Annotated in this window: 8 protein-coding genes; 3 read left to right on the top strand and 5 right to left on the bottom strand. The window is 67.1% G+C overall.

Annotated elements, in window-relative coordinates:
• Positions 1 to 438: 438 nt before the first annotated feature.
• Both ACQPZ2_RS43595 and ACQPZ2_RS43590 read left to right on the top strand, forming a co-directional pair.
• On the top strand, positions 439 to 1,041 hold the full coding sequence (locus tag ACQPZ2_RS43595) for a C40 family peptidase (RefSeq protein ID WP_433527692.1): 603 nt from the start codon (positions 439 to 441) through the stop codon (positions 1,039 to 1,041).
• A 2-nt stretch (positions 1,042 to 1,043) separates the two neighbouring features.
• Positions 1,044 to 1,451, top strand: coding sequence for an RNA-binding S4 domain-containing protein (locus ACQPZ2_RS43590; protein ID WP_433523652.1), 408 nt, complete (start codon positions 1,044 to 1,046; stop codon positions 1,449 to 1,451).
• A 4-nt stretch (positions 1,452 to 1,455) separates the two neighbouring features.
• Here ACQPZ2_RS43590 and ACQPZ2_RS43585 read toward each other — a convergent pair whose 3' ends face one another.
• From ACQPZ2_RS43585 to ACQPZ2_RS43565, 5 genes are read right to left on the bottom strand one after another with little or no spacing between them, the layout of a single operon-like run.
• On the bottom strand, positions 1,456 to 2,598 hold the full coding sequence (locus tag ACQPZ2_RS43585) for a cation:proton antiporter (protein WP_433523651.1): 1,143 nt from the start codon (positions 2,596 to 2,598) through the stop codon (positions 1,456 to 1,458).
• Complete coding sequence (locus ACQPZ2_RS43580; RefSeq protein ID WP_063042607.1) at positions 2,595 to 2,987, bottom strand: hypothetical protein; 393 nt, start codon at positions 2,985 to 2,987, stop codon at positions 2,595 to 2,597. The genes ACQPZ2_RS43585 and ACQPZ2_RS43580 overlap by 4 nt, the downstream gene beginning before the upstream one ends.
• 56 nt (positions 2,988 to 3,043) lie before the next feature.
• Complete coding sequence (locus ACQPZ2_RS43575; RefSeq protein ID WP_433523650.1) at positions 3,044 to 4,723, bottom strand: fatty acyl-AMP ligase; 1,680 nt, start codon at positions 4,721 to 4,723, stop codon at positions 3,044 to 3,046.
• Positions 4,720 to 11,826, bottom strand: a complete 7,107-nt coding sequence (locus ACQPZ2_RS43570) for an SDR family NAD(P)-dependent oxidoreductase (RefSeq protein ID WP_433523649.1) — start codon at positions 11,824 to 11,826, stop codon at positions 4,720 to 4,722. Before ACQPZ2_RS43570 ends, ACQPZ2_RS43575 begins: the two co-directional genes overlap by 4 nt.
• The gene (locus tag ACQPZ2_RS43565) at positions 11,823 to 12,140 is read right to left on the bottom strand and encodes an acyl carrier protein (protein WP_433523648.1); all 318 of its coding nucleotides are present in this window, start codon (positions 12,138 to 12,140) and stop codon (positions 11,823 to 11,825) included. The genes ACQPZ2_RS43570 and ACQPZ2_RS43565 overlap by 4 nt, the downstream gene beginning before the upstream one ends.
• Positions 12,141 to 12,308: 168 nt before the next feature.
• Between ACQPZ2_RS43565 and ACQPZ2_RS43560 the strand changes: the two genes are divergently transcribed.
• Positions 12,309 to 13,268, top strand: a complete 960-nt coding sequence (locus ACQPZ2_RS43560) for an MBL fold metallo-hydrolase (protein ID WP_433523647.1) — start codon at positions 12,309 to 12,311, stop codon at positions 13,266 to 13,268.
• The last annotated feature ends 15 nt before the right edge of the window (positions 13,269 to 13,283 follow it).

The following is a 13,283-nucleotide window of genomic DNA, read 5'->3' as shown; positions in this document are numbered from 1 at the left end:
TGGACGCAGTGTCACTTCCGATCGGGACTTCGGTTCGATAACACGCCGTGCGTCGCCGATACCGTGTCGTGACCATCTGGGCGTGTCGCAATTGCGCCGCTCGTCCTGGGATTTTTCGATCATCCACGAAGAGGCTGGTCTGTGCGCTGGACAACACCGCGTCCTGGCCGTAATCTCTTCGTGACCCAGTGGAGTCTGTCGGTTCGGAAGAGAAGCGGCGCCACTGAGTTACCGCCAAAACGGCTGTCGGGGCCACCAATTCCGACGGCCGTACCGGGACCCAGAGATTCAACTGGGAGTTGGGGCCGTTCTGCCGGTCCGAACCGACAGCTGACCCGGTCGGCGGGAGAGCAGAAAGATCGGAGACTCGGCTCGGTGGGTAAACACAGCTTGCAGCGGGAATCGCGGCTACCGAATTCCGTCAAGGGTGCGCTCGTCATGGGCGCGGTCGCCGCATCTACTGGTGCGATGCCCGCGATCCCCGCGATGGCAGCCACCATCAACATCCCGGGAATCGGCGATTTCGATGTCCCGGTTCCGCAGGAATTCGACCAGCAGGCCCAGGATCTGGGTAAGCAGCTCACCCAGGCACTCGCCTCGATGCCCGCCGCGCCCGCCCCGGAGGCCGTTGCCCCGCAGGCCGCGCCGTCGCTCCCCGGCTTGTTCGCCCCGGCCATGCCGCAGATGTTCCACAACACCGCCAGTGACGTCGCGCTGGACGCCGCCAAGACCAAGGTCGGCGCGCAGTACTCCTGGGGTGCCTCCGGACCGTTCAGCTTCGACTGCTCGGGTCTGGTCCAGTGGGCCTACAAGCAGGCCGGAATCGAACTGCCGCGCACCAGCTTCGAACAGTCGCACGTCGGCGCTCCGGTCGCCTTCGAGGACCTGCAGCCTGGCGATATCGTGGTGACCAACGGCGGCGGCCACGTCGGCCTGTACGCGGGCGACGGCAAGCTGCTCAATGCGGTCCAGTCCGGTCAGCCGGTGTCCTACACCCCCCTGCGCCCCGACATGGTTGTGACGGCACGCCGTATGGTCTAAGGGTGGCACCCGCCCAACCGACTACCAAGAACACCGCCCCGAACCAGGCCCGCGTGGACTCCTGGACGTGGGCGGTGCGTCTTTTCAAGACCAGGTCTGCGGCTGCGGAAGCCTGCCGCGGCGGCCACGTCCGGGTGAATGGTGTTGCTGCCAAACCGGCACAACCGGTTCGCCCCGGTGACGAGGTCCGGGTCCGAGCCGGTGGCATCGAACGCATTGTCATCGTGGAGCGCGCCATCACCAAGCGCGTCGGCCCGCCGATCGCCGCACAGTGCTTGATCGATCGCAGCCCCCCGCCGCCGCCTCGGGAGATTCTCGTGGGCATGCCGCGCCGCGACCGCGGCTCCGGTCGCCCCACCAAGCGGGAACGTCGCGAGACGGATCGGCTACTCGGCCGCACCGATAACTGAGGCGCTAATTCATGCCGGATTTCGCGGTGTGGGTTGCGACTCGGCTGGCCGCTAGTGCTGCGGCGGCGATGGTGCACAGGGCGCCGAGCATCATCGCGGATGCTTCGCCGGGCACCAGGGCGTGTAGCTGGGAGCCAACGGTGACAGCGGCGACCGGGACGCCGACTTGGGCCGCCGCGAGGGTGCCGAAGGCGATCGGCTGTCCCGCGACACGGGTGCTCAGGTGCACCAGTACCGCACCGGTGCCGAGTGCGATGCCGAGTCCGATCAGCCGTGGGTGGTCGCCGAATTCGCGCAGGTTGAGTCGGGCGCCCAGCCAAACGAAGAACAGTGGGCCGAGGAAACCGTCATTGATGGCGAAGAGTTGGCGGGCCACGCGCCGCGGCTCCCCGATTCCGGCGACCGCGAGTCCGGCGGCGAATCCGGCGAGCATGATCGACACCCGGGTCTGGGTTGCCAATGCGCACAGGGCGAACAGCACCGCGAGACTGACCCGCAGTTCCAAGGCGAATGCGCGCTTCTCGGACAGTCGATGCACTCGTCGTCGCCGACCCGACAGCTCCAGTTTGCGCAGCACGAGGAAAAGCACAGTGGCGGCCGCCGCCACCGCGGCGGCGCCGAGCGCCGCGCGGCCCGCGTTCCCGGGATCGATCACCAGCGGCAGCGCCACCACGCAGGCGGTATCGGCGATCGCGACCTGCGCGGTGAGGGCAAGTACCGGCTTTCCCGACAGACCGACCGAGTCGATGATCGGCAGCACCAGCGCCGCCGATGAGGACGCCATCAGCACCGCATAGACCGCACCGTGTCCGGTTCCGAACCAGCGGGCCAGCCCGAATCCGGCTGCGACCGCGAGCAATCCGACCAGGACGGCCCGGACCGCGCCCTTACCGAGTGCGGAGTGAACCGCCGGATCACGCACTGGGACATGGGTGCCCGCGACGAACATGACGACCGCGAAACCCATATCGGCGAGAAAGGCGAAGATCGGGTCGGCGGGGTGCAGGATGCCGAACCCGGTGGTGCCGAAGACAATGCCCGCGAGCAGTTCACCCAGGATCGCCGGGATGTGCCAGTTCTGCCGCAGTGCGAGCAGTGGTCCGCACAGTCCGAGCGCGATGATCAGGGCGAGGGTTGCGAAGGTCATTGCGGCATGGCGGCTATCTTCGCCGGGATGGCGATATTCTCATCGGCCCAGTGCACTGCGCACACGCGGTGGTAGCCATCGGCGATCACCATGGGCACGCCGGTGCGGAAGTCGCCGCGCACCAGCAGGATCGGCGATAGCGACTTGCGATTATTGATCTTGATCAGATCGCGGCGGACATACGGATTCTCGGCCGATACCAATTCGAGTCCGGCCGCGCGCAGAATGTCCTTGGCCTTCTTGTGCACGACCGGTGCGGCGCGCAGTTCCGCGATCACGGCGTCGACCACGTCCGGTTCGGCGAGCAGCTCCAGATAGTCGGCGGCTGCCGGGTAGTCGTGTTCTTCCGGGTGGTCTTTCCACGTCACGGGGATGATTGCGGTCGCCATTCGCCCATCATCGCGCCCCATATGGGCGAGCTGGGGGAGGTCGGTGGGTGTTTCCGCTATGGCTGGGTCAGGTGACCCGCGCGGTAGAGCGCTCGGCATTCGCCGCGGCGCAATTTGCCGCTGGATGTCTTCGGAATCCGGCCCGGTTCGACCAGGACCACTGCCCCCGGTGTCACCTCGTGGGCGGCCGCGATGGCATTGCGGATGCGAAGGGCCAGTTCCGCTGATCCGGTGGTCGCCGTGTCGGCGAGTTCGGCGACGACTACCAGATCCTCGCGGTGCCCGTCATCGTGGCCGAACGCGGTCACATGGCCGACGCGCAGCTCGGGGGCACAGTCCGAAACCGTGGATTCGATATCGGCAGGATAGTGGTTGCGGCCGTCGATGACGATGAGGTCGTTGAGCCTGCCCGCGATATAGAGCTGGCCCGCGTGCCAGAAGCCGAGATCGCCGGTGCGCAGCCAGGATTCGTCACTTCCGGACAGAGTGGCCCGGAACGTCGCCGCGGTGGCGATCGGATTGTTGTAGTAACCGGCGCAGATATTGGGGCCGCACACCCAGATCTCGCCGACGGCGCCCGCCGCGACCTCGGTGTGCTCGTTGGGCTCCACCACCGCGACTCGCTGGCCTGCGGGTACGCCGCAGCCGACGAGTGGAACGCCTTCCTGTGCGGTCTGTGCGCGACCCTGCGCCAAGGCTGTTCGATCGAATCGATGTGTGACGGGTTCGGTCGACTGCTCGCATACGGTGACCGAGAGAGTGGCCTCGGCCAAGCCGAAGCCCGGTGTGTGGGCGCGATGTCGGAATCCGTAGGGGGCAAAGGTTTCGGTGAAGGCGGTCAGGGCCTCGGTGCGGATCGGTTCGGCTCCGTTGAGGAGTGCGTCGAGGTGGGATAGGTCAAGGCCCGCGCGTTCGGCGGGGGTGGTTGCCGAGACCGCGAGGGTCAGGCCGAAATTGGGGCTGCCGGTGGCGCCGGCACGGTAGTCGCCAAGGGCGCGCAGCCAGCGGATGGGGCGTTTCACGAATTCGGCCGGTGCCATGGTTACGCCGTGCACGCCGGAGTAGAGCGGTAGTGAAAGGGCCAGGATCAAGCCCATATCGTGGAAGAACGGGAGCCAGGAGACGATGGGTTCGGTGCGCACCGCGGGCACCGCCGTCCACAGTTGATCCAGTGCCGCAGCGAGATTCGCGTGGGTTACTTCGACGCCTGCCGGGGTCTTGGTCGATCCGGACGTGTACTGGAGATAGGCCGTCTCTGTTCGATCGATAATCGGGTCGGCTGCTGGGGCGGATTCCGGTGCGAGTATCAGCACCCGGCCCAGGGCCGGACCGAAGATCTCGCTGGTAGTGGTGTCGGTCGCCGAGATCAGGCTCGACGCGGGCCGAGCATCGGCGAGCACACCTTCGAGTCGGGTCCGGTTTCTATTGCCCGTCGGCGGAAATAGCGGCACCGCGATGCGATTGCTGTAGAGGCAGGCGAGAAACGCTGTGACGTAGTCGATTCCGTGGGTACACAGGATCGCCACTCGATCACCGGGATCGGTTGTTGCCCTGAGTTTTTGGGCCTGGGCGCCCGCCGCGTGGTGCAGTTGTTCGTAGGTCAGTGTGACCGGAGTGCAATCCTGTCCGCGATAACGCAATTCGGTGTACGCATTGTCGTTGGGCTTGGTTCGTGCCCACTCGGCGACCCGGGCCGCCAATGTGTCGGTCAGCCGCGTCGTGTTCGGAGAAGTCACAGCACCCCATCGGATTTCGCGGCGGCGACTCGGTCGGCCAGGGCCGCGCCGAGTGCGGTGATGGTGGGGTGTTGGAACAGTTCGGCGGTCGAGATGCGGATATTGAGGCGGGATTCGAGGTGTCGGCGCATTTCTATGCCGAGCAGGGAGCTCAGGCCCAATTCGTTGAAATCGGCTTCCGGATCGACGTGGTCGGAGGTCAGGTCGAGGGTGACGGCGAGAGCGGTGCGGATGGTCGTGGTGAGTGGTTCGGACGGACGCGGCGGTATCGGGTTCGGCGACGCGGGGACCGTTATCGGTTGGTCGGTGAGCAGGTCTCGCAGGCGGGTGGCGACCCGGTCGGGATCGGCGGTCGGCGTGTAGTCGAGGGCGAGCAGGTAGGGCTCGTTGTAATACATGGCCTGGGCGAGTAATTCGGTGCCGCGTGGGATATCGAATGCGGAGATTCCGGCGCGACGCAGATGTGCCGCACCACCCGCGCTCTCGGTGAGGCCCGAATCCCATACGCCCCAGCCGATGCTCAGTACACGCCGACCCGGGTGTCTGTGAGCGAGGGCGTCCATTGCGGCATTCGCGCTGGCGTAAGCGGCCTGTCCGGGTGCGCCCAGTGCACCGGTGGCCGAGGAGAACAGCAGCACGAAGTCGGTTGGGTCGGCGGCGGTGAGCTCGATGAGGTTGTTCGCGGCGATGGGTTTCGGCGCGAACATGCGGGCGAGTTGGCGGGCGGTTACGGCCTCGAAGGCGGCGTCTTCGAGTGCCCCCGCGGCATGGACGACGCCCCGGATGGTGGAACCGCATTCGCGAACATCGTCGAGCGCGTTGGCGAGATCGCTGCGGTCGGCGGCGTCGCAGCGCACCACGACTATTCGGTCCTCGAGTCCGTCCAGGAGTGCGGGCACCGGTCTGGGGGCGCGGGTGAGCACCACGACATCGTGGGCACCGGCGTCGAGCAGCCAGCGCACCGCGACCGAACCGAGTGCACCCAATCCGCCGGTGACCACATAGGTTCCGTTGGGGTCGATCGGCGTCGGGGTGGTCGATCGGGGACGGGTGAGGATGAAACGGCGTGCCGTGATGGCGTCGGCGGAGATGCGGAGCTCATCGGGGAGCGCGTGGGCGGTGGCGATGAGTTCTCGCAGTCGTGACACTGCGGACGGTGATGTATCGGTCCATACGAGCCGCACGTCACGGCCCGATTCGAGCTGCATCGATCGCACCAAACCGGCTACCGCCATCGGCATGATCGTTTTGTCCGGCGAGCTGTGCTGTCGGCTCCGAGCGGGCGTTTGGCGGTCGGTCGTGCCGGGTTCCGGGAGGACGACCGTCAAAGATGCTGTGGTGTCCTCGGATTGGACGCGTTGAAGCAGATCCAGCACGCGTCCGGTTGTGGCGGTGGCACTGATCGCGGACTCGATGGCGTGGCCGGTGTGAGCGCCGGATTCGGTGGGCCAGACCACGACGACTGCCGTGTCGGCGGTGCCGGTGTGTCCGGCGAGTACGGCGGACACGATCGGGCCGGCGGCGTCCGGTTCGCGGGCGACGCGTTCGGTGGGCAAGGTACGGTCGAGTTCTCTGGCGAGCCGGATGGCGAGCTGTGATTCGCCGATAACCAAGGCGCGCTGCGGATTCATGGTCCTGTTGGGCTGGCCGTTGCTCTCGGCGTGGCGAAGGTACGGGATCCACGTTTCATGGCGGAACGGGCCGACCTGCGTTGTGGATTCGACCGTCGCGAAACGTATGCGGACACCCGACAGCGCGAGCACAGGGACGCCGTGCTGATCGGTGCCGATGATGTCACCTGTCAGGCCGGTCGTCGATCGATCACGCACGAGCGCATGGGCTTCCAGCAGAACCAGGTCCGGTTCGGCGGACAGCCAGGCGGATTCGATGCCGATCGGCAGCGCGATGGCATCGGCGGGCATGCGGTCCCAGCTCGCGGCGGCGAGCAGATGCAGGCAGCCGTCGAGAGTCGCCGAGCGCTGCGGCGGGGCGGAATCGAACGACCCCACCGCACAATCGGGTCCGGCCTCGATGTCGCGCAGCGCGCGGAAGCCGGGACCGTAGTCGAGTTGCCGCGCGCGCAACGAGTCGTAGAAAACACCTGGCGTGAGCACTCGCATCCGCCGACGGGCGGCCCGATTTGCATCGACCACCCGCATCCATGCGACGATATCCCCGGGTGTGGGGTCACCGGCCAACCGTGCCGAAGCCAGCGTCCCGGCGCCTGTGACCTCCGCCTGCAACCTTCCAGCACCATCGGCTCGATAAGTGACAGCGGACAGCGCGGCAAGCCCGGTCCGCTCATGCACCACGAAATCACTGATCGTCCGCCCGGCCCCAGCCAGGCCGATGAGCCTGAGCAGCCAGAAGACCGCGGGGACAGTCGGGACACCCTGCACCACGTGATCGTGGAGATCATCTGCGGGGAATTCGGATTCAGCGATGAAGACGCTGGATGCGCTCGAATCGACGGCATCTCGGCTGCGACCGATGTCGAAACCACTGGTTGTGTTCGTGGCGTGGATGTCTCGGCCACGAGGGGTGCCGAGCCGGGCGGTTGTGTTCCAGTCGTGGCCGGCGGGGCCACCACCGATGTCGAAACCGGTGGCTGTGTCCGCGCCCAGGGCATTTCGGCTGCGAATGGTGTCGCGCCCGGTGGTTGTATTCGCGTCGTGGGTGTCGCGTCCGCTAGCCGTGTCGAGTCGTGCGGCTGTGTTCGAGTCGTGTGCGGTTGTGTTCGAGTCGAGAGCGTCTCGGTCGCTACCAGCATCGTGCCCGGTGGTTGTGTTCGCACCCTGCGCATTTCGGCTGTGCGGAGCCGCGAGCTGGGTGGTTGCGTTCGGGTCGTGGGTATCGCTACGGACGACATCGACTCCGATCCCTGCGCCGAAGTCGGAGACCGGGGAGTTGTTGACGGCGTGGCCGTTGAGAGCGGGCTCAGCCGCAGCGCCGTGGGTGGCGCTGGGTTCGGTTGCGGCGTCTCGGGGAGTGCTGTTTTCGGTGGCGGGGCCGAATGTGGTTTCGGGCTTGGTGCCGGCGTGGCCGGTGGTGGTGGGCTTGGTTGCAGTGCCGTGGGTGTCGGGTTGGGTTGCGGCGTTGCGGATGACGCTGGGCTCGGTTGCCGCATCGGGCTTGGCTGCAGCGTCGCGGGCCGTGCGCGGTTCTGTGGCAGCGGCGTACGACGTGCTGGGCTCGGTGGCAGGAACATTGGTGGTATCGGCCTGGGTGGCGATGTCGCGGGTCGTCCTGGGTTCGGTTGCGGCGTTGCGGGTGGTGCGGGATTCGGTTGCGGCGTCGCTGGTCGTGCCTGGTTCGGTGGCAGCGACGTACGAGGTGCGGGGCTTGGTGGCGGGGTCGCGGGTGGTGCCGGGTTCGGTTGCGGCGTCGCTGGTCGTGCCGGGCTCGGTGGCAGGGACGTACGAGGTGAGGGGCGTTGTGGCAGGAACGTTGGTGGTGTCGGGCTGGGTGGCGGTGTCGCTGGTGGTGCCGGGTTCGGTTGCGGCGTCGCTGGTCGTGGCGGCCTCGGTGGCAGCGACGTACGAGGTGCGGGGCTTGGTACCGGCGACATGGGTGGTGTCGGGCTCGGTGGCAGCGACGTGGGTGGTGCCGGGATCGAGGGTGGTGATCAGGGGGAACCGGCGGTGGGACCATTGGCGTGCGGGCGGGGGTGCGGTGAAGGGGCCGTTCGCGGCCCAATTCAACGGGCGGCCTTCGAGGTAGAGCTTGGCGAGGCAGGTCAGGAAGGTTCCGGCCTCGTTGTCGCGGGTGGTCACCGTGTGGGTGGCGTCGGCGAATTCGGGGAACTCACGGATCGCGGATGTCAGGACCGGATGGGGTGCGATTTCGAGCACCGTGGCGAATCCGTCGTCGGCGGCTTTTTGCAGCGCGGCGGCCAAATCGACCGTTCTCGAGGCATTTTCGGCCCAGTAGTCGGCGTCCATCGCGGCCGTGGTGATGGTTTCGCATCGACGCGCCGTGGAGTACACCGGGACGCGCGGCACCTGCGCGGTGAGTCCGCCGAGCGTGTCGACGAATTCGGGCAGGAACGCGCCCACCTGTGGACTGTGTGCGGCGAAGTCGACGGCGATCCGTTGTGCGAATATCTGCCTGCGTTTGGCCCGGCGCACTAGCGCGTCGATGTAGCGCGGCGCACCGGAGATGACCACCGAACGCGGTCCATTGATCGCCGCGACCGCTACCGTCGCGTGCAGTGGTTCGACCAGCCGCGCCGCCTCATCCGCCGTCGCCTCCAGCACTGCCATGGCACCGTGCCCGTCGAGCCGCGCCAGAATCCTGCTGCGCTGCACCACGACTCGGGCCGCATCCGAAAGCGATAACGCACCGCTCACCATGGCCCCGGCCACCTCGCCGAGGCTGTGCCCGACCACCGCATCCGGTTCGATCCCCCACGTGGCGAGCAGTTCGGCGAGGGCCACCTGGAATGCGAAGATCGCCGGTTGCACGAGTTCCGTCGCACTGCTTCCGTTGCTCGCCGCACCGCTGAGTGCGAACCCGTTGCGCGGTGTCCACACTCGCCCGCCACCCGCCGCCGCAATCGCATCCGCGGCAGCGGTCACCGCCTGCGCGAATACCGGATAACGAGCCGCCAGACCCCGCCCCATCTTGGAATACTGCCCACCCTGCCCAGAGAACAGGAACAGCACGCCACCCCGCCGCCGCACCGAACCAGCGCCGATCACCCCGCCCCTGGACTCCCCACCCGCCAACGCCCGCAACTGATCCACCGCATCGTCCAGATCCCGCGCAACCACTGCGGCCCGGGCATTCTCAGGTATCAACCGCGCCGCAGCAGCCGCGAATTGCCGAAGAATTTCGCGATCGCCACCGCCTGCACCCGAGTAGCTCGCCACCGCATTGGTCGCTGCGCCCATGTCCGCGCGCGAAGTGCTGCTTGTGCGCTCGCGTGAATCGCCATTCGTACCTTCGCGCGAAGTGCCACTGTGCCCATGTGAATCGTCGCTAGCGCCCTCGAGGGAATCGCCGCTTATGCGCTTGCGCGAGTCACTTGTATGCGCACGCAAATCGCGACTGGTGCCCGCGCGCTGAGCGTTGCTGGTGTCGCCCCAGGAGATGCTTGCGCCGTTGTGCCAAGGGGCGTTGATGTTATCGCGCGATGCGTTGCCGGTGTCGATTTCCGAAGTGCTGCTCAGCCCATCGCGCCTGGCCCTGCCGAGGGAATCGCTGTTCGTGCCCTTGTGCGAGTCGCTCGTGCCCGCGCGTGACGTGCGACTGGTGCCCTCGAGCCGGGGGTTACCTGTGTCGTCGCGGGAGGCGTTGTTTGCGCTGTTGTGCCAAGGGGCGTTGATGTTATCGCGCGATGCGTTGCCGGTGTCGATTTCCGAAGTGCTGCTCAGCCCATCGCGCCTGGCCCTGCCGAGGGAATCGCTGTTCGTGCCCTTGTGCGAGTCGCTCGTGCGATCGCCTGACGTGCGACTGGTGCCCTCGCGTGACTCGAGACCGGTTCCCTCGGGCCGTGGGTTACCCGTGCCGCCGCGGGAGGCGCTGTTTGCGCCATCGCGCGAAGGGGCGCTCATGTCGCCACGCGATGCCGAGTCGGTGTCGTCACCCGACGGAGTGCCGATGCCGTCGTGCGAGGGGGTGCTGCCGCGTGAGGTGCTGCTCATGCCGTGGCGAGTGGCGTTGCCAGGCCTGTTGTGCGGGGCGTTGCTCATGCTGCTGAAGGAATCGCCGCTCGTGCCGTCTGACGATATGCCCGCACCCTCGAGCAACTCGGCCCACCGCAACGCTTGTGACCGCAGCTCCGCGATGTCGCGACCGGTGACCGGAAGCAGTACGGGCGGTTCATAACTACGGTGGCGCGCGGCCTCGAGACCGCGCAGCACCACGTGCGCATTCGTCCCGCCGAATCCGAATGAGCTGACTCCGGCACGTCGCGCACCAACCGGTGTGTCGGTCCAGTCGACAGGCTCGGTCGGTACCCGCAGTCCGTGTTCGGTGAGCTTCAGCAGCGGATTCTCGGTGTGGAAATTGATGGTAGGCGGGATTGTGCCGTGTCGAATGGACAGCGCCGCCTTGACCATTCCGGTGATTCCGGCGGCCGCCTCGAGATGTCCGATATTGGATTTGAGGGAGCCGATCCAGGTCGGTTCGGCATCGCTCGCGACTACCGCGGCGAGCGCACCCACCTCCACCGCATCACCCAATGGTGTTCCGGTGCCGTGGCATTCGATGTACCCGACATCATGTGGATCGAGTCCGGCCCGTGCCCAGGCAGTACGAATAACCTCCTGCTGGGCCCGGCCGTTCGGCGCGTACAGCCCATTGGACCGTCCGTCCGAACCGACTGCCGTGCCGAGGATTTCCGCATACACCCGATGCCCGTCCCGCAGCGCGTCGGCGGTGCGCCGCAGTACCACCACGGTGCATCCGTCACCGCGGGCATATCCGTCGGCAGCGGCATCGAATGGTTTGCACCGCCCGTCGGGCGCGAGGAACCCGCCTTCGGCCAGGTACTCCGAGGTATGCGGCAGCAGCGTGAGATTCATCCCGCCGACGATCGCGAACGGCACCGCCTCATCGGCCAGCAGACGCACCGCGAGATCCACCGCGGCCAGCGAGGACGAGCACGCGCTGTCCACCACCAGACTCGGTCCGTGCAGATCGAGGACATAGGACAGCCGGTTGGCGATGATGCTGAGCGCCGATCCGGTGACCGCGTACGGCGCATCGTGCCCTGCGCGGCCCAACACCGCGATGCCGTGATCGTAGGCGCATGCACCGAATACCACCGCAGCCCCGGAACCCCGGGTGCGATAGCCGATTCCGGCATCGTCGAGCGCCTCGATCGCGACCTCGAGTGCCAGCCGCTGCTGCGGATCCATCAGCGCGGCCTCGCGACCGGAGATCGCGAACCAGTCGTTGTCGAAGGCGTCGACATCAGTGAGATATCCGGCGCGCCGCGTGCCAGGTCGATCCGGCGGTGGTGCACAGGTGGCATCCCGGCCATCGCACAGCATCCGCCAGAACTCGGATACATTCGGCGCCCCGGGCACCCGGCAGCCGATGCCCACGATCGATACCGGCGGATCCGGCCGGACGGAGGCGGTATCGACGGTGCTCATCGCATCGCGAGATACTCGACAAGCTGCTCGATGTCCGGATGGTCGTAGAGGGTGGTGAGCGAAACCTCGACTCCCATGGCATCTTCCAGATGCGCCGTCAGCCGCGCCAGTTGCAGCGAGCTGAGGCCGAGATCGCTGAACGGCGCATCGGTCGAGACCTTTGCGGCATCGACATTCAGCAGGTCGGCGATGGCGGCGGTGGCAGCGCTCAGTAGCGCGGCACGTCGCGAACCGGCTCTGTTCGAAATACCGTCGGCGACTGTTCGCAGGTCGCTCGAGACAACACCCTGCCCGTCCGGAAGATCAGGCCCCATCCGTCCTCCTCCCGTCGCCGGAGGGCTGGTGCCCCCACGCCGGTACCCCCTGCGATTATGCCGTAGATATCGGCGCGATCAAGGTGTCGTCCAGGCTGGTGGATTGTCCGGAATTGTCCTGCATACCCGGCTCTTTCGTCGTTTACCGTGATCGCCTACGGTGGCACCGTGCCCGAATCCGGAACCGAGCGGACGCCCACCCTGCCGACCGTGCTGCGCTGCTGCAGCGCACTGGCGGCCACGCCTGGTCGGTTGCTGCGCCCGCGTCGGCCCGATACCGCGTTGCTGGCCGGTCTGGAACCGGTCCCGCTGCCGCAGACCGAGGTGACCGTCGGGCTCACCGTCCTGATGCAGGCCCGCATGGCCGCGCCGACCACGATCGTCGCGGAGGGCGTGCGCAGCCTGCGCGAACTGCCGATGACCATGTCGGCCTATCTGATCGAACATCCGAAGGCGCGATTCCTGGTCGATCCGGCCCTGTGCGCGGGTGTGCACGACCGGGTGCTGCCCGAGTTGCCGTTCCCGATTCCGCTCTTGGTCGCGCCCGATAAGCCGGTGCTCGGGCTCTCCGACGCGCTGGCCGCCCGCGATATCGCCGTCGACGCGATCGATTTCGTCCTGCCGACCCACCTGCACTGGGATCACATCTCCGGCCTGCTGGAACTGCCCGATTCCGTGACCATCCGACTACCCTCCGTGGAACGCGCCTGGGCCCTCGACGGCCCGCATGCCCCGGTCGGCGTTGCCCGAGGCCCACTGCGCGGGCGCACCTTCGACACCTTCGAACTCGACGGCCCGCCGGTGCTCACCTTCCCGCGCAGCCTGGACCTGTTCGGTGACGGTTCGGTGCTGCTCGTAGACCTAGCCGGACATACCCCGGGCAGCATCGGCGTCCTGCTCGCGGTCGACGACGGCACCCGGGTACTGCTCGCGGGCGACGCGGTGTGGAACAAACTCCAGGTCGAGCTGATCCGCGAAAAGGCACCCATGCCTGGCCAACTCTTCGATGCCGATCGCGACGCCACCTTCGCCACCATCCACCGCCTACACGCACTACCGGACGGCATCGAAATCGTCGCCGCCCACGACTACGCGGCCGTCGAGGCGCTCGCAGCACGGAAGCGGTAACCCGCCCCATCAGGG

The sequence above is a fragment of the Nocardia pseudovaccinii genome (assembly GCF_050942345.1).
Classification (GTDB): Bacteria; Actinomycetota; Actinomycetes; order Mycobacteriales; family Mycobacteriaceae; genus Nocardia; species Nocardia pseudovaccinii.
Note: the sequence above shows the minus strand (reverse complement) of the source record. Positions and strands in the feature narration are given on the sequence as shown.